At 62.6% G+C, this 22,664-nt stretch carries 20 protein-coding genes; 13 read left to right on the top strand and 7 right to left on the bottom strand.

Going from position 1 to position 22,664, the window contains the following annotated elements; translation table 11 throughout:
- The 4 genes from Q0367_RS05185 to Q0367_RS05200 all read left to right on the top strand — a co-directional run.
- Positions 1-406: hypothetical protein (locus tag Q0367_RS05185; protein WP_298981157.1), on the top strand; the 406-nt coding region annotated here is incomplete at its 5' end.
- A 52-nt stretch (positions 407-458) separates the two neighbouring features.
- Entirely contained in the window at positions 459-1,613 is a 1,155-nt protein-coding gene (locus Q0367_RS05190) for a C45 family peptidase (RefSeq protein WP_298981158.1), read from the top strand.
- A gap of 179 nt (positions 1,614-1,792) precedes the next feature.
- Complete coding sequence (locus tag Q0367_RS05195) at positions 1,793-2,185, top strand: MarR family winged helix-turn-helix transcriptional regulator (protein WP_298981159.1); 393 nt, start codon at positions 1,793-1,795, stop codon at positions 2,183-2,185.
- Between the two features lie 107 nt (positions 2,186-2,292).
- Positions 2,293-3,603, top strand: coding sequence for an MFS transporter (locus Q0367_RS05200; protein ID WP_298981160.1), 1,311 nt, complete (start codon positions 2,293-2,295; stop codon positions 3,601-3,603).
- Between the two features lie 233 nt (positions 3,604-3,836).
- Here Q0367_RS05200 and Q0367_RS05205 read toward each other — a convergent pair whose 3' ends face one another.
- From Q0367_RS05205 to Q0367_RS05220, 4 genes are all read right to left on the bottom strand, one after another.
- Positions 3,837-4,451, bottom strand: coding sequence for a superoxide dismutase (locus Q0367_RS05205; RefSeq protein ID WP_298981161.1), 615 nt, complete (start codon positions 4,449-4,451; stop codon positions 3,837-3,839).
- 107 nt (positions 4,452-4,558) lie between these two features.
- Entirely contained in the window at positions 4,559-5,098 is a 540-nt protein-coding gene (locus Q0367_RS05210; protein WP_297632384.1) for a class I SAM-dependent methyltransferase, read from the bottom strand.
- A 54-nt stretch (positions 5,099-5,152) separates the two neighbouring features.
- Positions 5,153-6,247 (bottom strand): metallophosphoesterase, encoded by a 1,095-nt coding sequence (locus Q0367_RS05215; protein ID WP_298981162.1) that lies wholly within the window; start codon positions 6,245-6,247, stop codon positions 5,153-5,155.
- 166 nt (positions 6,248-6,413) lie between these two features.
- The gene (locus Q0367_RS05220; RefSeq protein ID WP_297632390.1) at positions 6,414-7,667 is read right to left on the bottom strand and encodes a phenylacetate--CoA ligase family protein; all 1,254 of its coding nucleotides are present in this window, start codon (positions 7,665-7,667) and stop codon (positions 6,414-6,416) included.
- A gap of 256 nt (positions 7,668-7,923) precedes the next feature.
- Here Q0367_RS05220 and tkt point away from each other — a divergent pair, with 256 nt between their 5' ends.
- From tkt to Q0367_RS05245, 5 genes are all read left to right on the top strand, one after another.
- Positions 7,924-9,969 (top strand): transketolase, encoded by a 2,046-nt coding sequence (tkt, locus tag Q0367_RS05225; protein WP_297632392.1) that lies wholly within the window; start codon positions 7,924-7,926, stop codon positions 9,967-9,969.
- Positions 9,970-9,979: 10 nt separating this feature from the next.
- Positions 9,980-10,471 (top strand): DUF6391 domain-containing protein, encoded by a 492-nt coding sequence (locus tag Q0367_RS05230; protein WP_297632395.1) that lies wholly within the window; start codon positions 9,980-9,982, stop codon positions 10,469-10,471.
- 15 nt (positions 10,472-10,486) lie between these two features.
- Positions 10,487-11,551: a DNA polymerase III subunit delta gene (holA, locus tag Q0367_RS05235; protein ID WP_297632399.1), complete on the top strand. Its 1,065-nt coding sequence runs from the start codon at positions 10,487-10,489 to the stop codon at positions 11,549-11,551.
- A 9-nt stretch (positions 11,552-11,560) separates the two neighbouring features.
- Positions 11,561-12,790: a DNA replication/repair protein RecF gene (gene recF / locus Q0367_RS05240; RefSeq protein WP_297632402.1), complete on the top strand. Its 1,230-nt coding sequence runs from the start codon at positions 11,561-11,563 to the stop codon at positions 12,788-12,790.
- A 92-nt stretch (positions 12,791-12,882) separates the two neighbouring features.
- Entirely contained in the window at positions 12,883-16,077 is a 3,195-nt protein-coding gene (locus tag Q0367_RS05245; protein WP_297632405.1) for an AAA family ATPase, read from the top strand.
- Positions 16,078-16,160: 83 nt separating this feature from the next.
- Here Q0367_RS05245 and Q0367_RS05250 read toward each other — a convergent pair whose 3' ends face one another.
- Positions 16,161-16,847, bottom strand: coding sequence for a DNA-3-methyladenine glycosylase (locus tag Q0367_RS05250; protein WP_298981163.1), 687 nt, complete (start codon positions 16,845-16,847; stop codon positions 16,161-16,163).
- Positions 16,847-18,385: an acetyl/propionyl/methylcrotonyl-CoA carboxylase subunit alpha gene (locus Q0367_RS05255; RefSeq protein ID WP_297632411.1), complete on the bottom strand. Its 1,539-nt coding sequence runs from the start codon at positions 18,383-18,385 to the stop codon at positions 16,847-16,849. The genes Q0367_RS05250 and Q0367_RS05255 overlap by 1 nt, the downstream gene beginning before the upstream one ends.
- Positions 18,386-18,566: 181 nt before the next feature.
- Here Q0367_RS05255 and corA point away from each other — a divergent pair, with 181 nt between their 5' ends.
- From corA to Q0367_RS05270, 3 genes are read left to right on the top strand one after another with little or no spacing between them, the layout of a single operon-like run.
- Entirely contained in the window at positions 18,567-19,544 is a 978-nt protein-coding gene (gene corA / locus Q0367_RS05260; RefSeq protein ID WP_297632414.1) for a magnesium/cobalt transporter CorA, read from the top strand.
- Positions 19,545-20,090, top strand: coding sequence for a hypothetical protein (locus Q0367_RS05265; protein ID WP_297632417.1), 546 nt, complete (start codon positions 19,545-19,547; stop codon positions 20,088-20,090). It begins immediately after the preceding gene.
- 15 nt (positions 20,091-20,105) lie between these two features.
- Entirely contained in the window at positions 20,106-20,603 is a 498-nt protein-coding gene (locus tag Q0367_RS05270; RefSeq protein WP_298981164.1) for an NUDIX hydrolase, read from the top strand.
- A 93-nt stretch (positions 20,604-20,696) separates the two neighbouring features.
- On the opposite strand, the gene Q0367_RS05275 is transcribed toward Q0367_RS05270, so the two are convergent.
- Positions 20,697-21,863 carry a lipocalin-like domain-containing protein gene (locus Q0367_RS05275; protein ID WP_298981165.1) on the bottom strand — a complete coding sequence of 389 codons (1,167 nt, stop codon included), beginning with the start codon at positions 21,861-21,863 and terminating at the stop codon, positions 20,697-20,699.
- Between the two features lie 159 nt (positions 21,864-22,022).
- On the opposite strand from Q0367_RS05275, the gene Q0367_RS05280 reads away from it, so the two are divergent.
- On the top strand, positions 22,023-22,601 hold the full coding sequence (locus Q0367_RS05280; RefSeq protein ID WP_298981192.1) for a DinB family protein: 579 nt from the start codon (positions 22,023-22,025) through the stop codon (positions 22,599-22,601).
- Positions 22,602-22,664 lie beyond the last annotated feature (63 nt).

Below are 22,664 nucleotides of genomic sequence, written 5' to 3' on the forward strand. Positions count from 1 at the left end.
GCGATTGCCCACGCTCAACCTGTCTCCTTCCAAGCACCGGCTTCGGTGCAGCTGCGGTTTCTCAGCCCTTGAAGCTGCTCTTCCTATCCGTTGGCGATGGATGATAGTCAGTATAGTCAGTATGGTGCTGAGCAGGCAATCGACCTATCTACAGCTCAGTCTCTCGGCGACTCGGTGCGGCTTCGGTCGATTCCCTGCTCCCTTTTACGATACCAGGTGCGGCTCTCAGCCGCACGCTCTCGATGAACCACAAAGTCTGGGGGAATTCAAGGAAGCGCAGCTGCGCCTGTATGTCGCAGAATCATTTCCATTCAGCTTCCTGGAAGCTCGCATGTCACAAGAAGGCTTCACCGAACTGCATCACATGAATGAGTCGATCAGCAGAAATCAGGAAAATGTGCGATAATCCCTCAATAATCCCTTTGTCAAACTCTGTTGCAATGGACTCCAGGTGAACTATGACAAGCATTCGCGTCTTAACCGTAGCAGGAGCACCCTACGAACTGGGCTATATCCATGGCAAGGCCTACGCCAGAGAGATCGCCGAACTGACCGAAGAGCGGCTGCGTCTCTGCTGCGATCCCTTCTGGACCGGCGGACAGCAGGCGACGTTGGAGGAAGCGCTGGCGATTGGACGCGCCTGCCTCCAACATCACGAAGCCTTTGCGCCCGAGCTGATGGAGGAGATGCGCGGCATGGCCGACGCCACCGGCATCGGGGTCAACGAACTGGTGATCATGAACGGCTTCACCGACTTCGTGGACATCCTCGCCAACCCCGCCGTGCTGGGCCGACAGCGCATTGCGGAGGCGCGCGCCGGCGACGTCGTCGACTGCACCGCCTTTATCGTTGCACCCTCCGCTAGCGCCGATGGCTATGGCTATCTGGGGCAGACCTGGGACATGCACGCCTCGGCCACGCCCTACGTGCTGATGCTGGACGTGCGGCCAGAGGACGCGCCGGCGCTGATGACCTTCACCATCACCGGCTGCGTCGGCATGATCGGCATGAACGAGCACGGCGTGGCGGTTGGCATCAACAACCTCCTCGGCGCCGACGGTCGGCCCGGCGTGCACTGGGTCTACGTGGTGCGCAAGATGTTGGCGCAACGCACCGTGGAGGAAGCGCTCGCCGTTTTGAAGAGCGCCCCGCTTTCCGGCGCCCACAACTATCTCCTGCTTGGCCCCGACGCCGACGGCGCGCTGTGCGGCTACAACGTCGAGCACATGGCGACCCGTTACGCAGTGCTGCCTGTGCACAGCGTCTACGCGCACACCAATCATTGCCTGATTCAAGAGATGCTCGAGGTCGAACGACCGCGCAAAGCCGTCTCCCAGGCGAGCACGCTCGCCCGTTACAGCCAGGCCAGCCATTGGCTCGACGCGCAGGTCGGCGCCATCACCTTGGAAACGCTGATGGCGTTGACCCGTCACCATGAACAGGATGGCCTTTCCGTCTGCGCCCACGTACAGCCCGGCTACGACGTCGAAAGCTCGGGCGCCTGCATCATGTCCCCTTCCACAGGAGAACTATGGGCGCTGTGGGGCAATCCCTGCCAGAACGACTACGAAGTCTTCAAGGTCGGAGACTCTCTCCGGCAAACAACCGTCTGACGCCGACTCTGGTCTATTGTTTTTTGTCGTTCTGACGTTTGACTTTTATAATTGTTAGTATGTTTAACTATTTGAGAGGTGAAGCAATGGATGCATCCAATCAGACGTGCGCCCAGGCTATCCTCGAGACTGTACCGGTCATTATTCAGGCGATTCGAGTTGAAATGAGACTTGAGCGCATGCATGACCTCTCGGTGCCGCAGTTTCGCACGCTGGCGTACATCGCGCGCCATCCGGGCTGCTCGCTGTCGGACGTGGCCGAGTTTATCGGCTTGACGCTGCCGAGCATGTCCGTGTTGATCAACGGCCTCGTCGAGCAGGGGCTGGTGCTGCGGCAGACCAGCCTGATCGATCGCCGTCGCGTCACATTAACGCTCACAGAAGCAGGCTCTGAGGTCTATCAACGCGCGCGCCAGGGCACCCTCGCCTGGCTGCAACGGCTGTTGGAGCCGCTTTCCGAAGAAGAGCGCCAGACGATCGTGCGGGCGATGGAGTTGTTGAAGCCGATTTTTGTCGCTGAGATGATTCATCAGAAATCAAAACAATTGGTAGAGGAGTCCACCGGGACATGAAAACCTGGGAAGAGAGCTGCGCCTCTTCCGCAGCCGGCCCCATCGGAGGGGTCGCACGGAGGTCAGACGCTGACGAGTTTTGCAGAGCGGGTGAAGAGGCATTGCCGATGATTCCGGCGAAGCAGAAGGACTCGTCCGTTCAGCTCAATCCGCCGTTGAATCCGCAGTTGCCGCCTGAAGTGGCGCCGCTGCGCGCTCGTCAGGTGCGACGCATCGACACCTTCCGTGCGCTGCAACATTACAACTTTCGCCTCTATCTGTTCGGTCAACTGATTTCGCTGGCAGGAACGTGGATGCAGATCGTGGCGCAGGGATGGCTCGTCTACGAGCTCAGTCGCTCTGAAGCAATGCTGGGGATCGTTGGCTTCGCCTCGGCGATTCCCGCCCTGGTGGTGACGCCGTGGGCGGGCGTCGTCATCGATCAGGTGCGCAAGCGCAATCTCCTCTTGTTGACGCAGGCGGCGGCGATGTCGCTGGCGCTCATCCTTGCGGGCCTGACCTTTGCCGGGGTGGTGGCGGTGTGGCACATCGTCGTGTTGGCGGTGTTGCTGGGCGTGGTCAATGCGTTCGATGGGCCAGCGCGCCAGGCCTTTGTGGTGGAAATGGTGGGCGCACGCGACTTGCCCAACGCCATTGCGCTCAACTCGATGACTTTCAACGCCGCGCGCGTGATTGGGCCGGCCTTTGGCGGCGTCTTGCTGGCGACGGTGGGCTCGGCGTGGTGTTTCACGTTCAACGGGCTTTCGTTCCTGGCCGTCATTGTCAGCCTGCTCGCCATGCGCTTACATCAGGCGCAGCTTGTCCACGACCGTCGCTCTCCCTGGCAGCAACTGAAAAGCGGGGTCCAGTACGCTTTCGCCCAATCAGAGCTGCGCGGCTTGCTGCTGCTGGCCTTCTTTTTCAGCACCTTTGGCATCTCCTACAACACGGTGCTGCCCTCATTTGTCGACCGCATCCTCGGCGCAGGCGCAGCCGGTTTTGGCATGATCACGGCGGCGTCCGGCGTGGGCGCCGTGGCCGGCGCGCTGCTGGTGGCGACCTTCGGGGATCGCGGGCATCGCGGCGAATGGCTGCACTACGCTGCGATGAGTTTTCCGGTCATCTTGACCCTCTTCGCCTTCAACCGCAGCTATCCGCTCGCCCTGGCGCTGGCGGTTCTGCTCGGCGTCGGCTTCATGCTTCAGTTCACGCTAATCAACACGTTGCTGCAGACGCGGGTGAGCAATGAGATGCGCGGTCGCGTCATGAGCCTCTACACGCTGACTTTCTTCGGTTTCACGCCGTTCGGCAATCTGGCGCTAGGCGCGCTCTCGGAAGTGATCGGCATGAGCGTCTCTATAACGCTGGCGGCGCTTTTGACGCTGATTTCGGCGCTTGTCATCTTCCGCCGCACGCCGGCGCTGCGTCAGATGCGTTGAAGCGCTGCGCCTGCGCGCCGGTCGAAAAATTCGCCCATGCGCAAAAAAGAAGTGCAGCTGCGATCTGCGCCTACGGGTTGCCAGAATCCTTTGTGAAATTCCATCCAGCTTTCTAAAAAGGGTTGAATTCTACGCGAAGGCTTCATCGAACTGCGTAACATGGGTGGAAAAAAAGCAGGCGGGAGAGGATTCTCCCGCCTGCTTGCGTTCGTTTCCATCGAGAGGAACGACGATCACCGACCTCTGGCCGCTGCGTAATTCTTTGCCACCTCATCCCAGTTCACGACGTTCCACCACGCATCGACGTAATCTGGACGCCGGTTCTGATAGTGCAGGTAGTAGGCGTGCTCCCACACGTCCAGCCCCAGGATAGGGGTGTCGCCTTGCATGTAAGGGCTGTCCTGGTTGGGAAGGCTGTAGGCGTCGAGGCTGCCGTCGGGTTTGACCACCAGCCACGCCCAGCCGCTGCCGAAGCGGCCTACGGCGATGGCCTTGAACTGGTTTTTGAATTCCTCGAAGCTGCCCCACTTGGTCTTGATCGCCTCGGCCAGCTCGCCGGTCGGCGCGCCGCCTGCATTCGGCGCCATGATCTTCCAGAAAAGGCTGTGATTGGCGTGGCCGCCGCCGTTGTTGCGCACGGTGGTGCGGATGTTCTCCGGCACTTCGTTGATGCGCCGCAAGATCTCTTCAATGCTCAGATTTTCCCACTCCGTGCCTGCGATGGCGTTGTTCAGATTGGTGATATACGCCTGATGGTGCTTGGTGCGATGAATATTCATGGTTCGAGCATCGATGTACGGCTCGAGCGCATCTTCCGGATAAGGCAGGTCTGGTAATGTAAAAGCCATCGGAATCCTCCTTGTGTATGGTGAAAATGGATTGATAAAACCTTTGTAGGTTTACAATTCATCATCGTCGCGCAGAGAACGAATCTTTTCCGTGCCGAAGTATACAGTTAACGGGGCCGCGCTTCGATGCGCACGAAGACCCCATAGCGGGCCAGCACTTGCGTCTCCCATCCTTCTGCGCGCAACGTCTCCAGTGTGGCGCGATCCAGGTGGCAATTGTGCGCGATCCGTCGCCAGTAGGGCGTGATCTTGCCGGCGGCGTTCGCCAAGAACGGCGTCTGCGGTCGAATGTGTTCAAACATGTGCAACGCGCCGCCTGGACGCAACACGCGCCGGATCTCGCGCAGCGCCCGCCTCGGGTCGTGCACCGAACAGAAGACCAGGCTCGACACCACGTGGTCGACGCTGGCGGAGGCGAACGGCAACGCTTCGGCGACCGCGATCTTGACAGAGACCGGAATTGGGCACCGCATCGCCGTCGCCTGCGCCTGGCGCGCTCTTTGGGGGTCCGGTTCAACGGCGAAGACGCGGGTCGCCTTGCGATAGCGCGGCAGATTGGCGCCGGCGCCCACGCCGATCTCGAGCACCACGCCGGCGAGGTCGCCCACCAAATGATTGCGCCAGCTCCAAACGCGCATTTCGTTCATGGTGCGTGTTCTGTGGTGTCTCTGTCGGCGTCCGATGGCAGTGCAAGTCCCAACCTATGCTCTGACTTCGATCCGTGCAATCTGGGGACCGGCGCGGAAGCGCAAAGGGATGCCTTCGCCCAATCCACGCGTAATGTAGACCTGCGTGGCGCCCACCTGGAAGTATCCCGCCACATGGCGCCTTGAAATATACTCCGATTGCGTGTGGGCCGGCCCCCACAGCGGCAACTTGATCTGTCCTCCATGGGTGTGGCCCGACAACACCAGATCGACCTTCGGCAACTGAGGGCTGACGATGATGTCGGGATTGTGGCTCAACAAGATGACCGGCGCGCCTTCGGGAACCGCTCGCAGCGAGTTCCCCAGATGCGGCCGTCCTTCCACCACATCGTCGACGCCGGCAAGATAGACGTCCAATCCGATTTCAGGCCGCCGGAGATGCACCGTGCGATTGTGAAGCAGGGTCATCCCCCAGCGTTCCAGGGCCTCGGTCAACCTGTTGGCGTCGTTGCTGCCGGTGCGCCGTCCATCCAGGGGGGTGTTGCGCACGTAGCGGACATAGCGCACCCAGCGCGTGACCGCCGCCAACGCGCGCTCCAGCCCGTTGCGGCGCTGGTCGGCGACCCGTTCATCTGCGCGAAAGGTGCGCCACATGCGGGGCAGCGCTTCCTGCATGGCGTAATGGGTGTAATCATGGTTGCCCAAAACGCCAAAGGCGCCCAGCCGCGGCGGCGGAACGGCGTCGAGCAGGCGCAACACATTCTCCAGGCCGCTGTCATAGTGGATAAAGTCGCCCGTGTGCACCAACAGGTCGTACTCCAACCCGGCGGTGAGGCTGCGCACGCGCTCGATCTTCGCCAGTTCGAGCCGGCTGCGCACGCCGCCTTGAAAATGAGAATCGCTCAGATGGAGGATGCGCAACCCTTGCGCAGGAAGGCGGCCGGCTGCACGGGGGAGGCGAATCGTCAACCGCTCCATCTGGATGCTCAACGGCTCCACCAGCAGCGCATAGGCGAGCAGCCCTAGCGCCGTGATTCCGCCGGCGAACACCGCTCCTCCGCCCCACCACAGTGCGGCGCCGGTTGAGTCGCCGCCCCCTTGCGCGGCTGACAGAAATTCCTTATCGCCTGCACGAATTGGTTGCTGCATCTGCTTGCCTCCCGTTTTCATCGGTTCCAGCATAGCAGAGAACAGCGGATACAGACAATTGAGCGGTCCTTAAAAGCAGCTTTCGATGGCTTTTCTTTGCGCCCCGGCGCCTCTGCGGCTTTGCGTTGCCTCTATCTTTCAGCACAGGCGCGGCTCGCTTGCATGCTCAGACGTCCCAGGCACGCTCATCGACGATCTTGCCCGCCTGCTCGCCGAGTTCATCCACCCACTCGACGACGTCCACGCTCACCCGGCAGAATTCGCGCACGGTCGCCAGCAAACGCTCCTGTTGGCTTTTGGCCTCGTCGTCGGCGACCAACCGCAGCACAAACTCGTCGCGCGTCGCCGGCCTGCGCACGAAGGCGGCGAACGCCGCAACCCCGAAGGGCGTCAACGCCGCCCGCAACTGATTGGGGTGCACAAACATGCCGCGCACCTTGACCGCATCTCCGACGCGGCCGATCAGCCGGATTGCGCGCTCCTGTTGACGACTGACGCCCGGCGCAGGGTCGTGATAAAGAGCGAGGTCGCCTGTGCCAAAACGGATCAGCGGATAGGTGGGGTTGAGGTTGGTGACCACCACCTCGCCCACCTCGCCTGGCTGCACGTGGCGGCCGGTGTGACGATCGACGAGCTGAACAATCGGCTCCTCCACCAGCCGCATCATCGGCGACCCTTCCGTGTCATAGGCGAGAAAACCCAACTCCGCAGTGGCGTAGGCGTTCACGATCTGCAGCCCGTAGTGCTCGACCAGATACGCGCGATCGGTGGGCGTCAGCGGCTCGGCGCTGAAGAGGGCGCGACGCAGGCGAATCTGGGCGCGCGGCACGCCCAGCTCATCCGCCTTGCGCAGCAACGTCATCAGCCAGCTCGGCAGCCCGGCGAAGCCGCTCGCCCCTAGGTCGACGAGCATCTTCACCTGCAGCTCCGCCGCGCCCACCCCTACAGGCGCAACCGTGCAGCCGGCGCTGCGCAACACACTGTCGAGTAAAAAGCCGCCCGGCGAGAAATGATAGCTCAGTGCGTTGAGTACGACGTCGCCGGGGCCAAAGCCGACGCTCCGCAAAACAGAAACGCCGGTGCGCACCCAGCCCTCCTCCGCCCCTTGCGGCTCATACAGCGGCCCGGGAGACTGAAAGATGCGATGCACCTCTTCGATGGGCGCGGCCAGAAAACCGCCGAAGGGCGGGTCTTGCGCCTGAAGCGCAATCATCTGATCTTTGGTCAGGACGGGCACCTTTTCGAGATCGGCCACGGACTGCACATCGTCCGCCGTCAGGTTGGCCTGGGCGAACCAGCGCCGCACGCCGGGTGCGTTGGCGTAGGCCGCGCGGATAAAACCGGCCAGACGTTCATCCAGAGACGGATCGCGGTGGGCAGGCTCAACAGCGTGCGATGGGTTGTGCGACGTTGTGGACATGGCAATTCCTTTGCTGGAAACACTTGTGCGGGCGCGTCTGGATTGCACGCAGCCCCGACGTCAGGTTTGAGGTTGGGATGCGCCCATTATACCTGCGCCACAACTCGATCGCCAACTGCGCAGGACAACATCCTTGTCGGCGTTGAGATTGCCCTAAGTTGACAATTCGGCAGTGTCTAATAGACAATTTCCCGAAGACGATTCATGGAATATTTTCATAAAACCACAGCGCCACTTTTGAAAGAGGATGCAAATAATGGACACCGTAACCATTCCACCGCTGGAAAAACCCCTGACTCGTGAATTTGAAACCAAGGCCGCCAACACCATTCGCATGTTGGCCGCCGACGCCGTGCAAGCCGCCAACTCCGGCCATCCCGGCATGCCGATGGGGATGGCTGTGGCTGCGCTGACGCTCTGGACGCGCGTCATGCGCTACAACCCGCGCAACCCCCATTGGTTTGACCGCGATCGTTTTGTGCTGAGCGCAGGGCATGGTTCGATGCTGCTCTACGCGATGTTGCATCTGACCGGCTACGACCTGCCGCTGGAGGAGCTGAAAAACTTTCGCCAGTGGGGCAGCAAGACGCCGGGTCACCCCGAAGCGCACCACACTCCCGGCGTTGAGACGACGACCGGGCCGCTCGGGCAGGGTTTCGCCAACGGCGTCGGCATGGCGATCGCCGAACGCTGGCTGGCGCAACGCTTCAACCGCCCGGGGTTTGAGGTCATCAACCATTACACCTACGCCATCGTCTCCGACGGCGATCTGATGGAGGGCGTAGCCAGCGAAGCCGCCAGCCTGGCCGGGCACCTCCGATTGGGCAAGATCATCTATCTCTACGACGACAACTCGGTCACCATCGACGGCAAGACCGAGATCGCATACACCGAGGACTGGGCCAAACGCTTCGAGGCCTACGGCTGGCACGTGCAGCGCGACGTCGATTTCAACAACAGCGCCGCAATTTATGAGGCGATCCTCACCGCCCAAAACGATCCACGCCCCAGTATCATCGGCCTTAAGAGCATCATCGGCTACGGCAGCCCGAACAAGGCGGGCACTTCTAAGGTGCACGGCGAGCCTCTGGGCGAAGATGAATTGAAGGCCACGAAAGAGAACCTCGGCTGGCCGCTGGAGCCGCGCTTTTACATTCCCGACGATGTGCTCGCCTACTTCCGGCAGGCGGTTGAACGCGGTCGCATGCTCGAAGACGCGCATCAACAGTTGATGGCCGCCTACGCCGACGCCTATCCCGAGCTGGCCGCCGAGCTGCAGCGCTTCATCTGCGGGGAGCTGCCGGAAGGCTGGGAGGAGGCGCTGCCCGTCTTCCCTCCGTCGGCCAAAGGCGACGCCACGCGCAACAGCAGCGGCAAGGTGATCAACGCGCTGGCGCCCGTCCTGCCCAACCTGATCGGCGGCAGCGCCGACCTCGCCGCCAGCAACAAGACCACGATCGCCGGCGCGCCCTTTATGAAACCCGGCGATTTCGGCGGTCCGAACATTCACTTCGGCGTGCGCGAGCATGGCATGGGCGGCATCCTCAACGGCATGGCGCTGCACGGCGGCGTGTTGCCCTTCGGCGGCACCTTCCTCGTCTTCAGCGACTACATGCGCGGCGCAATTCGTCTTGCGGCCTTGAGCGGCCTGCGCGTCATCTATGTCTTCACCCATGACAGCATCGGCCTGGGCGAAGACGGCCCGACGCATCAACCCATTGAACACCTTGCTGCGCTGCGAGCCATGCCCAATTTGACCGTCATTCGTCCCGCCGACGCCAACGAGACGAGTCAGGCGTGGCGCGCAGCGCTGCTGAACACGACGGGGCCAACCGCCCTGGCGTTGACGCGGCAGAATGTGCCGATCTACGATCGCGAAGGCGAAGGGCTGGGCGCCGCCGAAGGACTGTTAAAAGGCGGATATGTCTTCTACGAACACGCGCCCAATGGCCTGCAAGTGGTTCTGATCGGCACGGGCAGCGAGGTGCAGATCGCCTACGACGCCGCCAGGCGGCTGGCGAACGAAGGCGTCGGCGTGCGCGTGGTGAGCTTGCCGTGCTGGGAGCTCTTCCAGGCGCAGCCCGCCGACTATCGCGCGGCGGTGTTGCCGCCCGACCTGCCCAAGGTCGCCGTGGAGGCGGCCGCCACCTTCGGTTGGGAGCGCTGGGTGGGCAACGATCCGCGCAAGGGCGCCATCATTGGCATCGATCGCTTCGGCGCCAGCGCGCCGTATCAGCGCATTTATCAGGAGTTGGGCCTGACGGTGGAGAGCGTCGTAGAGGCCGCAAAGCGACTTATCTAAATCCAGGACCATGATTGCCACCCTTCAGGCGCTTGTGCGCCGCCTTCGACAACATCACGCCATCGAGCATGCGACGTTGACCCTTCTGGCCGAGCGCTTTCCAGGGCGGCGCATGGTCGGATACAGCGATCCCGCCGGCTTTACGCTGCTGACAGACCTGCCGGAAGCCGCCGTGCAGCGGGCGCTGTCCGACGCCCTGTTGCGCCTCCAGGCGGGCGAAGCGCAGCTGGCCATCCATCCCAACTGCGGCACCAATCTGCTGACGACGGGGACGCTGGTCTCGCTGGCCTCCCTGTTCGCCGGCCTGGGGGCGCGCAAAGACGCGTTGAGCCGCTTCTCGCGCACCCTGACGCTGGTGCTGCCGGCGTTGATCGCCGGGCCGATGATCGGGCTGCAGCTTCAGCAGTACACGACGCTCGCTGCAGTCAACGACCGATGGATCAAGGAGATCCGCCCCTTCGATCTTGGAGCGATCAGAGGATTTCGCATTGTCTTCGAGTAGGCGGTCTAAGCGTGTATGATCCATCTTCTGTTGGACGCGGATGAATATCTCGCCGCCGAATGGCTGTCAGAGCAAAAAGCGAAGCTGGGCGATCCCGAGTTGGCCAGCCTCAACACGGTGGAGCTGAACGGCGCTCAGACCAACGCCGCGGCCGTGCTGGGCGAGGCGGCGATGACGCCGTTTCTGACCAGCCATCGCCTGGTCATCGTGCGAGGGCTGCTCGAGGCCTACGACAGGCGCATGGCCGCCAGCAAGGCGTCCGGCGCTGCGGTGTACAGCGAGGCGGCGCAGCTCCTCGAAGGGTTGCGCCAGGCGCCGGAGTCCTGCGTCCTCGTCTTTATAGACAACTCTTTGGATAAACGTCGCGGTCTGTGGAAAGGCTTTCTGGCGCCGGCCGCCGGCAATCGTCCGGAGCGACGCATCGATGGGCTGGAGGCGCTGATCAAGGAGGGCGTCGTGCAGATGGAGACGCTGACGACGCCCGACGTCAAGGCCTTGCCCGCCTGGCTGCAACGCCGCGCGCGCCAGCGCGGGATCGCCATCGATGGCGGCGCCGTCGCCTTGCTCTGCAACTTCGTCGGACCCAATTTGCGCCAGCTCGACAACGAGCTGGAGAAACTCTCTCTCTACGCAGGAGGCCGCCCCATCACGCAGCAAGACGTGCGCACGATGGTGGCCGACGCCAGCGAGGAGATGATCTGGAATCTGACCGACGCGCTGGCGTTGCGTCAGCCTGCCCAGGCGATGCGGGCGCTACGCGATCTGCGGCGCAACGACCAAAACCCCATCTACATCCTCAGCATGATCGCCCGCCAGTATCGCATGTTGATCGAGGTCAAAAGTCTGTTGGCCGCCGGCGTCGGCGACCCCTACGACATCGCAAAACAGCTGGGCTACGCAGCCTATCCTGTGCAAAAGGCGTTGCAGTGGAGCCATCAATATAGCTTCGCCGAGCTCGAGGCGATCCTGGAGCGGCTGCTGGAAGTGGACATGGCGATGAAGACCGGCGCCGACCAGGACACGGAGCTGGACGTGTTGACGGCGGAGCTGTGCCTGCAACGCCGTCAACGAGCGGCGTGAGGCGCGTCCATGTTCCTGCATCGCTTACGCCTGACCCATTTTCGCAACTATCGCCAACTGGACCTGGCCTTCGAGACGCCCTGGACGTTGTTGCAAGGAAGCAACGCCCAGGGCAAAACCAACTTGCTGGAGGCGATCTTCATGCTGGCCACCAGCAAGGCCATCCACGCCACCCAGGAGCGCGAGATCGTCGGCTGGCAGGCGCAGGAGGAGCCGATCCCCTACAGCCGCGTGAGCGGCGACGTGCAGATCGACGGTCGTCACCTCGAGCTGGAGATCATTCTCACCCCGCGGGAGGACGGCCTCAATTACACCAAGCAGATCAAGATCAACGGCGCGCCCAAACGCGCCATGGACATGGTTGGGTTGCTGCGCGCCGTGCTCTTTCTGCCGGAAGACATCAAGCTGGTTGACGGCGGCCCGACCGAGCGCCGACGCTACCTGGACATTGCGCTTTGTCAGATCGATCGCAGCTATTGTCAGGCGCTCTCGTCCTTTCAACGCATTCTTCTGCAGCGCAACAACCTGCTGAAACGCCTGCGTGAGCAGGAGGTCAGCCCGGCTGCGCCTGCAGTGGATGCACAGCTGGCTTTTTGGGATGAAAAGCTGGCGCAGCAAGGCGCGCGCGTCATGGCCCGCCGTCATAATTTCCTGCTGGAGCTCGAAGCGATCGCCTCCGAACGCCACGCCATGCTCAGCAGCGGCCGGGAGCGTTTGGCGCTGCACTATCTGCCCAGTTTCAATCCCGGCCTCCTCTCCGACCAGGAGTTCACGTTGTGGCGCCAGGGGCTGCTGGTGGAGGCGCCGCGCCGCCGTCTCGACGAGGAGCAGGTGCAGGCCGCTTATCTACAAAAGCTGGCGATGCGCCGCGCGCGTGAGCTGACCGCAGGCGCCACCCTCTACGGCCCGCATCGCGACGATCTGCGCATCCTCGTCAACGACCGCGACCTGCGCATCTATGGCAGTCGCGGTCAACAGCGCAGCGCCGCCCTGTCGCTCAAGCTGGCCGAAGTGCGCGTGATGGCTCAGGTCGGCGGCTCGGCGCCGCTGCTGCTGCTCGACGACGTGATGAGCGAGCTGGACGCGGAGCGCCGCGCCATGCTGCTCGCCGTCGTCGAAGATGCGCCGCAGGTCATCGTCACCACGACGGATTGGGAGGATTTTACGCCCGAATTTCGTCGGCGGGCGCGCTGTTTTCGAGTCTGTTCTGGTATAGTAGAAGCTGTGAATTCAGAATGAGGAAGGAGCGGTTTTGAGGATGCAGGTCGCTGCTCGTCAACGCATCATGACGAACTCCGGCGTCCCGTCGCCTCAAAACGATCGTTGCGGGAATGGCTGGCTATCGTCTGCTCAAGCATCGACACTACGAAGATTCAGCTGCGTGCCTCCCCGAATCGATTCGGCGCAAAGCGCTCTGGGCGCAGGTGTTGCTAGGCACGCGCGGCCGCACGCCCAATGTCAAAAGCACCACCGGCTATAACGCACGGTGGCGACGCACCCCCGTGCAGGGTTATCATTACTATCTCTGGTGGATCCCTCTTTCGGAAAGCGAGCTGGCGGCGCGTGGAGCCAACGGGGAAGCCGCGTCCACGATCCTGGTGCACAGCATTCGTCACCACGACGAGACCGACGACCCGCTTTACCTGCGTTCGCTGGAAGAGTTTGAAGAAACGCCCCTGGAGACGCTCGATCCGCGCTTCGAGGAGCAGACGGCGGTCAGCCACCAGGTGCAGCTTGCGCCGGTCATCCCGGCGACGGTCAAGGGGCTGCCGGGCAGCGGCAAGACGGTGGCGCTCCTCTACCTGGTGCGCGACCTGGTGCTCGAACAGGGGCTGGAGCATCTCCTCTACGTCACCTACACGAGCCGGCTCAAGCGCACGGCGAAAGAGTTTCTCACGGCGCAATCTCCCGAGCTGGCGCAGCGCGTGCACATCCGCACCCTGGCCGAGCTGGAAAAGGAGATCACCGACCTGCCCGCCGTCGTCGATCCAATGAGCGAAGCGGAGGAATTCCGTCGCGTCTTGGAGCGACAACCGGCCAACCTGGTGGGCGTCTGGCGGCGCTATCCTCTGGCGCTCTACACGGAGATTCGTGCGCACATTCTAGGCCGCACCTTTCCACCGGAATATCCGTTGCCGGAGCGACGCATCGCCGAGGCGGTTTTCACCGAAGGACGCTTCGACGTCGAGGCGTACGCCAGAGCGCGCGGGCTGACGCTGGAGGCGGCGACGGCGGCGGTGCGGCTGGCCGAACGGCTGCGCGGGGACCGCTTTTTCCTCGACCAGAGGGCTGCGGCGAAAGCGCTCTCGCTGCTGCGCCAGGCCGACGCCAGGCCCAAACAGAAGCTCCCCAACTGGCTGCGCGCCCTGGACGGCCTGGTCATCGACGAAGTGCAGGACTTAACGCTGCTGCAGATCGCCTTTCTCGCCGAGCTGGCGCGGCTGCGGGCGCGTGAGCGCGCGCTGCCCTTCGTCGTCGCCGGCGACGAGTCGCAGATCGTGCAGCCAAGCGGCTTTGACTGGGGCCTCACCAAGGACCTGTTGCGCCAGACGCTCGGCGCCAACCCCCAGGAGTTCGAGTTTCGCCACCAGCGCCGCTCCCCGCGCAATCTCGCCTATGTGATCGACAACGCCTGGAACTTCTACGTGCGTCTCCCCAAGCATTTGCGGCCAAGCGCCAATCGCCAGAGTTTTGTGGACGACGCCGGCGTTGAGCTGCGCGTCTCTTCCCATTCGTTCGATGAACGGGAGGAGAACGGCCGTCTGCTGATCTGTCCCTTGCCGCAGAGCATGCAGCCGGAGGCGCCCACAGCGCATCGCCTGTGGCGAGAGTTTGTGACCGAGCTGGCCGAACTGCCCGGCCGCGCCGTGATCGACCTCGTCGACAGGCTGCCGCGCACGCTGGAGGGAGACAAGGCGGAGGAGGTGATCTTCAACGTGCGCGAGATCAAGGGGTTGGAGCGCAACACCGTCTTGATTTTAGGGCTGAATGACGTATACGAACAGTCGCTCGAGTTGATCCGCGCCGCAGAGGAAAGCAAGGAGCTGCCTCCTCTGCTGGAGGCGCGCCGGCGGATCGATGAAATGCGCGTGGCGCTCAGTCGCTCGACGGATAAGCTGATCATCCTCGATCCGCCGCAGGCGCCGGTGTTCCGGGAGTTAGGCCTCGATCCTTTCGACAGCCATCACCTTATCTCCTGGGACGCCCTGCGCGATCTGCTGCGCACCGAGCAGATGTCCGAGATCGAGGTGATCGAGGGGTACCTGGATGAAGTGGATGACCTGATCGAGCGACGACGTTGGGATCAGGCGCGGGCGCGCAATCGTCGCGCCTATGAGTTCGCCGTGCAGATCGAGGACCGCGCCCTTCAGCGCGATGCACAGGCGCAATACGTCCAGATTTTCATCCAGGAGGCCGCAGCTTGTCTGGAACAGGATCGGCTGGAAGAGGCGCTTCACCTGAACCGGCAGGCGCGGGCGCTGGCGGCGGAGCTCGGAGACCCAGCCTTGATCGACGAGGCGGATGAGCAACGCGATGCGCTGCGCAGCGCAGTGGAGAGACGCATGAACGCGCTGATGGCCGACCAGGCGCAGTTCACCGCCGATCCCGCCGCTTTTTATCAGGAGTTGCACCGACTGGCGCTCCTGGTCGAGCCGCTGGAGGATGCAAAGTTGCTGACGGCCCTCGATGAAGCGCAACTGGCGGCGGGCTGGCGGCTGGGCGAGCACCTGCTGCGTCGTGGGCCGGAGGCGGGCGCGCAGCTTGCGACCCTCTTCGAGGAGCTGGCAGGCGTGATGGCGCGCGAGCGCGACGAAACGGGTGCGGCCCTGGCTCGCATCGTGGCCCGGCGCTATGCAACGCTGCCTCACGCCGCCCGGCTCAGTCGAGAGCAGGTGCAGACGCTGCTTCGCTTCATCGACGATTATCTGCGCACGGCGGCGCCTTTGCGCCTGGAACGAGCCGCCTACATGTTCGTCGCCGCCTGGCTGGAAGAGAGTTACGCCTCGCTTAGCGAGGAGAGGACGCTCTACTACGACTGGGCTGTGTGCGCCGAGCGCTACAACGCGCTGGCAGGCTATCCAGAGCTGGATGATCATCTGTGGGACCTGGAGAATCGCGTCGAGCTGGCGGAAGGCCCCCATTGGACGACCGAGAGCGCCGATCCGGCTGTTTTACGCTTCGGCGCATTCATCGCCGCCTATCACGACAATCCACACGACGCTTCGATTGCCTGGGAGAAGCTCGGCGAGCTCGATCTGGCCATCCACCAGGCGCGTGAAGCCGGCGATCTGGAGCGAGCTTACCATCTGATGCGGCAGGCCAGACAGGCGATCCCAGACGCATTTTCCACCGCCGTCAAAATTGCGCGTCAGGCGGAGCAGCTGCTCCACAAACGTCAGGAGCTCACCGCCGGCGAACGCCGCGCGCTCAGCGAGCGCCTGACCGAGCTTCTCACTGCGCTGGCGGCCCCAGCTGAAAACAACGAACCCGAGGCGTCAGACGCCCTGGAAGGTCGTATTCCATAAGGGCGCTTCCTTCAACTGCATCTCTCCATCGATTCAAGGCGGCGCATTGCTCTTCCCAGTGGGTTGACCAAACGCCGCTTCAATCAGCTTCCAGCGGATGTTTTCGATGGGTCCGCTGCGTTGCGCCCTACGGCCAATTGCTGCGAAAGATAGAAATGCCACAGCAGCCGCGCCGCCACGCTGCGCCAGGGGCGCCATGCTTCCGCCAACGTCGTCAGTTCGGCGGGCGAGGGGCGTCCTGGCAGTCTTTTCACTCGTTGGGCAGCGCTTGCCAGCGCCAGATCGCTCGCCGGCCAGGCGTCGGGGCGGCGCAACGCCATGAGCAGATAAATTTCCGCCGTCCACGGACCAATGCCTTTGTACGCAGTCAAAGCGCGACGCACCGCCTCATCCTCCAATGTCACGAGCGCTTTTAGCGACAAATGACCTTCCTGCAGCGCGCTGGCAAGGCTGCGCACGTACGCCATCTTTTGTCGGCTAAAACCGATGGCGCGCATCTGTTCGTCTGAAAGCGAGAGCACGCCGGGCGGCGTGACCGCGCCGATCGTCGCTTCCAGTCGCGTGAACGCGGCGCGCGCCGACGCCAACGACACTTGTTGTTCAAGGATGAGCAGCACCAGCGTCGGGAAGCCCGGCTCGCGTGGCCAGAGCGGGGGCGGGCCGCATTCTTCCACGATGCGCGCAAGATCGGCGTCTCTGCGCGCCAGCGTTTCGACTGCCGCATGCAAGGCGGCTTCCGTCAGCGGAGCATCGACGGGTAAAGCGTTCATCACAAAGCGCCTCCACCGCCGACGCGGAAGCCATTTGTCCACCGCCAGGGACTGAACGGATCGCCTTCGCGGGCGACATTGGAAGGCGCAGCCGCTCCGCCCGCATGCAGGGCGTCGACCAGGGCGGCGATGACCCAGACGAGATCCGGCGGCTCCGCCAACGGCGTGGAGGCGTCATCAATGCGTGACAGCGCGCCGAATTCGACGTCGACAAAATCGGTCGCGACGTCGCCCCTTAAGAAGCGCGGATGGCGCAAAATCTGCATCAAGAAGGGGATATTGGTGACAACGTCGCCCAGAATGACATAGTGGCGCAGCGCCCATTGCATCTTGCCGATGGCGTCCTGGCGGTTTTCGCCGAGCACGATCAGTTTGGCGATCATCGGGTCATAGTGAAGCGTCACTTCGTCGCCTGCAGCGACGCCCGCATCGACGCGCACGCCCGGGCCGACCGGCTCCACTGCAGTCAACACCTTGCCGACGGAGGGCAAGAAGTTGTTCTGCGGGTCTTCGGCGTAGATGCGGCATTCGATGGCGTGGCCCCGCTGCGACAGATCGGCCTGTGTGAAGGGCAAAGGCTCGCCTGCAGCGATGCGAATCTGCAGCTTGACCAGATCGACGCCGGTGACCAGCTCGGTGATGGGATGTTCGACCTGCAGACGGGTGTTCATTTCGAGGAAATAGAAGTTGCGGCGCGCATCGACCAGAAATTCGAGCGTGCCGGCGTTCGTGTAACCGACGGCGCGCACCGCCGCCACCGCCGCCTCGCCCATGCGTCGCCGCAGCTCGTCGTCAAGAAAGGGCGAGGGCGTTTCTTCGATGATTTTTTGATAGCGACGCTGGACAGAGCATTCGCGCTCGAACAGATGCACCGCCGCGCCGTAGCGGTCGGCGAAAATCTGAAACTCGATATGATGAGGTTGCTCGATCAATTTCTCCAGATAGATGCGGTCGTCGCCAAACGCATTGAGAGCCTCTCGCCGCGCCGAATCCAAGGCCGGGGGCAATTCTTCTGGGCGGTGGACAATGCGCATGCCCTTGCCGCCCCCGCCGGCCGTCGCCTTGACGAGCACAGGATAGCCCATGGCGGCGGCGGCGGCGACCAAATCGGCTTCCGCCTGGCTCTCCTGATAGCCGGGCACGACGGGCACGCCTGCCGCCGCCATCGCCGCACGCGCCGACGTCTTCGCCCCCATGATGCGCATCGCCGCGCCGCTTGGGCCGATGAAGACCAGCCCGGCGGCTGCGACGGCGTCGGCGAAAGCGGCGTTCTCCGAGAGAAAACCGTAGCCAGGATGGATGGCGTCGCACTCCAGCGCAAGCGCCGCTTGCAAGATGCGCTCGCCGTTCAAGTACGACTCGCGCGGGGGCGGCGGCCCGATGAGCACCGCTTCATCCGCCAACGCCACGTGCAACGCCTGCGCGTCGGCCTCCGAATACACGGCGACGGTGGCGATTCCCATCTCCTGGCAGGCGCGAATGACGCGCACCGCGATCTCCCCGCGGTTGGCGATCAGGATTTTGCGAAACAGCGCCATCTTTAGCTCCTGCGATTGTACGTTCAGTTTGCCGCACGTTAGAGCGCCATTATAATCTCAAGGGTTATTGTTGTCAGATGGGAGAGCGTGTTGTGTGGTGCGTAAACTGTGTTGCGTGCTCCGTGGTGCGCAACGAAACACGCAACACGCAGCCTTCCTTCAGCATGACAAGGTGCAAACTGTGATCCGAATCATGTGCCGCTATGCGGATGGCCAGGTTGAAATGGATGCGCCGCTCGAGCGACTGGCCGATCTGCTGAAAGAGGCCGGCAACGTCGTTTGGGTGGATATGCAGGGCCGATCGAATGGCCAGCATGAGCGCATCCTGGCCGATGTGTTCCATTTTCATCCGCTGGCGATCGAGGATGCGCTGAAGGATTCGCACGTGCCCAAGCTTGACGACTACGGGACGTATCTCTATCTGGTGTTTCACATCGTTGCTCTTGGCGCCGAACCAATGGATATCGATACGCAGGAGATCGACGTCTTTCTTGGCCCCAACTATCTGGTGACGCTGCACGAGGACGTCCGTCGTTCGATCGAACGATTGTGGAACGCTGAACATCATGTGGAAGTCGGGCTGGCGCGCGGCCCGGCCATGCTGCTCTACGAATTGCTCGACGCACAGATTGACAATTTCATTCCTTTGATCGACGCTTTTGAAGAGGAGCTGGAACGGCTCGGCGACGACATTTTCCGCATCGATCAAGAGCAGCGGGAGCTGCTCAATCGGCTGCTGACGGCTAAAAGCAGCGCGCTGCGGCTGGTGCGGATTCTGGCGCCGCAGCGCGAGCTGCTGGGACGGCTCTCCACCGGCGAATATCGGGTGGTGCCGTCCCAGGTTCGTCTCTACTATCGTGACATCTACGACCATTTGATGCGGTTGGCGAGCCTCGCCGACAGCATGCGCGACCTGGCCAGCAGCACAATCGAGACGCATCTGGCGCTGGTCAACAACCGCATGAATGAGGTGATGAAATTGTTGACGATGGTTTCCACTATTTTTATCCCGCTCAGTTTTTTGGCCGGCGTCTACGGCATGAACTTTGAACATATGCCGGAGCTAGAAATCTGGTGGTTCTATCCGCTGATCTGGGGCGTCTTTCTCAGCATTGCGCTGACAATGCTCTGGATCTTCCGCAGAAAGAAGTGGCTCTGAATGTTCTACACGATTCGCCATCATCAGCTATTTTCAAGTCCGCAACCGCCGGCCGGCATGCGTCCGATCACGGCGCTGCGCAGCCAGCTGTTGCCGCCGAGAATCTCGCAATTGCACGAACGCCTCCACGAATGGGGGGAGCTTGGGCTATCCCCCGGGCCGATCACACCCGATCGCATCTGGTGCACCCTTTCGGATGGAGGCGAAGCCCAGCTTGCCTTCAGTTTTGACGCGGGCGCGTCTCCGCGCCCCCTCACGCACGTTGGCTTAGCGCAGGAGCTGGCGGCCTGGCTCGTGCTGCTCGACAAATGGATGGAGACCTTCGTCGTCATCGCGCGCGCACGAGAAGTGTGGACGGTGCAGGAGCTGGCCGGCGCTTTAACCTTTACCTCGAGGGCCTTTTTACCCGTCGCATTGATCCACATGCCGCCGGACAACTGGCAGCGCGTGGCGATGGCGCTCGCCATCGCCGTCGCCGATGGCGAACTGCCAAAGGCTGCACACTCCGACAAACACTGGGTGAAATCGACGCCCCTCTCGAACTAACGATGGTCGCATCCGATGAACGCCCGATCTGAATTGCCGCCGATCGATGAACAGACGCAACGCCACTGGCGCCATCGCCGCGACGATCATTCGGCGGGCGGCGTGATGTATCGCATCAGCCCTGACGGCGAAATTGAAATCGTGCTGATCGCCACGCGCGGAGGCACGCGCTGGCAACTCCCCAAAGGCACTTGCGAACCCGGAGAAACCGTCGAACAGACGGCGCTGCGAGAGGTGGCGGAAGAGTGCGGACTCGTCGGCCTGTGTGAGGCCCATCTCGGCGCTATTGAATACTGGTACTGGGACACCCACGGCCGCACCGTTCCAGAATTGGTACACAAGCGCGTTGACTTTTATCTGATGCGCGCTGTGGATGGAGAGCTGAGCGACGCCAGCATTGAAGTGGACGGCGTCAACTGGTTCCCCCTGGAGCAGGCGCTGGAAGCGCTCACCTATCCTTCTGAACGCGAGATGGTGCGGAAAGCGGCTGCGCATCTGCTGCACTCGCAATGACCTGGCGCGTGGTTCGTGTTGCGTGGTTCGTGTTGCGTGGTTCGTGTTGCGTGATGCGGGTTTCGTCACGCAACACGAATCACGAACCATCTCTTAGCGCTGATAGGCTGCGTTTTGCTCGCCGTAGCCGGTCAGCTCGGCGTAGCCCCGGCCCGTGACAGCCTCGCCTCGCATCAAGCCGCGCACCTCGATGGCGCCCTCCCAGTAGACAAAGCTGACGTTCATTTCCTGATCGGGAATGAGCGGCTCTATCGTCAGGTCGATGGCCAGCTCGGGCAGGGTCAGCCTCCAGCCGGAGGGATAGGTGACGCCGGTGTGAGGGCTTGTCCAGGAGCCGGTCGGCATGAGCGTGAAGTCATGTTCGGTCACTACTTGCTGCGCGCCATCCGGCCAGATCAGCGTGCCCTTGATGTCGGGGTTGACGCCGCCGTCCGCCAGCCGAATTTCGTAAAGCATCAGGATGGCGCCGTTGTCGAACTGAACGCTGAACCAGTCCCACCCTACGGCGCCGGCGGTCAGCGCGCTGGTGCCGAACTCATGATCCATCCAGCTGCGACCGCTCACCGCATAGGTGCGCCCGCCACTCGTGACCGTGCCGCTTGTCTCCAAACCAACGAGGCTATAGTAGTAGGAGGCGTTGCCCGGCTCCGGGCCCTTTTGATGCAAGCCGCGCACGCCGTGCAGAACCGGCGGCCGCGTCTCGCGCAAAATCAGGTCGATGGCCACGGCGCCCTCTTCTCCCTCGTCCCAGGCGATCAGCCGATGCACGCCGGGTTCGATCTCTTCCGCCGACCAATCTTCCAGCCAGACGCGAAAGCGCGGCTCACCCACGGCGCCCGCCAGCTCGCTCGCTCCGCGGCTGTAGCGGTCGAAGTCCTCATGTCGCCTGCGTTCGCCGTCGGTCAGGGCGAAATGCGCCATATACACCTGATTGCTGGCAAGCTGCGAGCTCCGGGCGGGCATCTCCGGCGTCAGAGCATTGCGGAAAAAGGTCAACTGGAAGCCAAAGGGGGCGCCCTCCGCCGTGATCAAATTGCCGGTGTAGTACCACCACTCTGTGCGATATTCGGGATGCGCGCCGTGATCTTTTGGAAAGGAGAGTTCGATCGGCGCGTAGGCGCGTGCAAAACCGGCGTCGTCCGGCGCGCGCATCGCCTCCACGACGCTGGCGCGGATCGGACGGTCGGCGGCCTGCGCCGTGCAGCCAGCTGCGCTCCAGACGACAATGAGCAGAAGAATCCACCATCGCATCGCTTGCATATCGCCATTGTGACAGAGCGCGCAAGCATCCTCTGTCAGCAATTGTCCGATGCCGTTGTGGTAGACTTGTGAGGAGCTGCAGAAGATCTTCGGAAATAATGCAGCTTTTCCAGAAGCCTCTAGCAAAAGCAATCCAAAGAAACAGAAAGGGTGACGGAAATGTTAGATTTCACGCCGGTTCGTGAAAAGCGCATGACGGTGGCTGAACTGTGCGCCGGGCTGAGCATCGACAACCTGCGCGCTTTGACCAATGAAATGATCGACGCCATGCTGGCGCTGATCGCCGACTGCACCGACGAGGACGTCGTTTTCCAGCCGGTCGACCCGAACGCCGACGACCCCTTCGCCGCCACTCCTGAAGAGGCCGGTGCAGCGTGGACGCTCGCCCACGTCATTGTCCACACCACCGCCTCCGCCGAAGAGTCGGCCTTTCTGGCGGCGGAGATGGCGCGCGGGGTGCCCAATCATGGCCGCTCACGCTACGAGGTTCCCTGGCAAAGCGTCACCACCATCGAGCAGTGCCGCCATCGCCTTGAAGAAAGTCGGCGCATGCGTCTCGCCAGCCTGGAGATGTGGCCCGATCAACCTCATTTTGAGATTTGCTATATGCCATGGCGAGGCGCCGGCGAAGTCAACTGCGTTGGACGGTTCGTGTTGGGGCTATTTCATGACGACGACCATCTGGGGCAGATCGCAGAGATCGTCCGCCAGGCGCGTCAGGCGCGTGAGAGCGCCTGAGGACATGTTGCGCCGGAGGCGCAACCTACGACCGTAGGGTCGGCCTCCGGCCGCACGATCCCC

This window comes from uncultured Caldilinea sp. (genome assembly GCF_937128415.1).
In the GTDB taxonomy this organism is placed as follows: Bacteria; Chloroflexota; Anaerolineae; order Caldilineales; family Caldilineaceae; genus Caldilinea.

Coding starts and splice junctions, on each gene's coding strand:
- Q0367_RS05200 (WP_298981160.1), top strand. CDS start 2,293: ATGATTCCGGCGAAGCAGAAGGACTCGTCCGTTCAGCTCAATCCGCCG.
- Q0367_RS05230 (WP_297632395.1), top strand. CDS start 9,980: ATGATTGCCACCCTTCAGGCGCTTGTGCGCCGCCTTCGACAACATCAC.
- Q0367_RS05245 (WP_297632405.1), top strand. CDS start 12,883: ATGGCTGGCTATCGTCTGCTCAAGCATCGACACTACGAAGATTCAGCT.
- recF (WP_297632402.1), top strand. CDS start 11,561: ATGTTCCTGCATCGCTTACGCCTGACCCATTTTCGCAACTATCGCCAA.
- tkt (WP_297632392.1), top strand. CDS start 7,924: ATGGACACCGTAACCATTCCACCGCTGGAAAAACCCCTGACTCGTGAA.
- Q0367_RS05190 (WP_298981158.1), top strand. CDS start 459: ATGACAAGCATTCGCGTCTTAACCGTAGCAGGAGCACCCTACGAACTG.
- Q0367_RS05275 (WP_298981165.1), bottom strand. CDS start 21,863: ATGCAAGCGATGCGATGGTGGATTCTTCTGCTCATTGTCGTCTGGAGC.
- Q0367_RS05215 (WP_298981162.1), bottom strand. CDS start 6,247: ATGCAGCAACCAATTCGTGCAGGCGATAAGGAATTTCTGTCAGCCGCG.
- Q0367_RS05220 (WP_297632390.1), bottom strand. CDS start 7,667: ATGTCCACAACGTCGCACAACCCATCGCACGCTGTTGAGCCTGCCCAC.
- Q0367_RS05250 (WP_298981163.1), bottom strand. CDS start 16,847: ATGAACGCTTTACCCGTCGATGCTCCGCTGACGGAAGCCGCCTTGCAT.
- Q0367_RS05255 (WP_297632411.1), bottom strand. CDS start 18,385: ATGGCGCTGTTTCGCAAAATCCTGATCGCCAACCGCGGGGAGATCGCG.
- holA (WP_297632399.1), top strand. CDS start 10,487: ATGATCCATCTTCTGTTGGACGCGGATGAATATCTCGCCGCCGAATGG.
- Q0367_RS05195 (WP_298981159.1), top strand. CDS start 1,793: ATGCATGACCTCTCGGTGCCGCAGTTTCGCACGCTGGCGTACATCGCG.
- Q0367_RS05210 (WP_297632384.1), bottom strand. CDS start 5,098: ATGAACGAAATGCGCGTTTGGAGCTGGCGCAATCATTTGGTGGGCGAC.
- Q0367_RS05270 (WP_298981164.1), top strand. CDS start 20,106: ATGAACGCCCGATCTGAATTGCCGCCGATCGATGAACAGACGCAACGC.
- Q0367_RS05265 (WP_297632417.1), top strand. CDS start 19,545: ATGTTCTACACGATTCGCCATCATCAGCTATTTTCAAGTCCGCAACCG.
- Q0367_RS05280 (WP_298981192.1), top strand. CDS start 22,023: ATGTTAGATTTCACGCCGGTTCGTGAAAAGCGCATGACGGTGGCTGAA.
- Q0367_RS05205 (WP_298981161.1), bottom strand. CDS start 4,451: ATGGCTTTTACATTACCAGACCTGCCTTATCCGGAAGATGCGCTCGAG.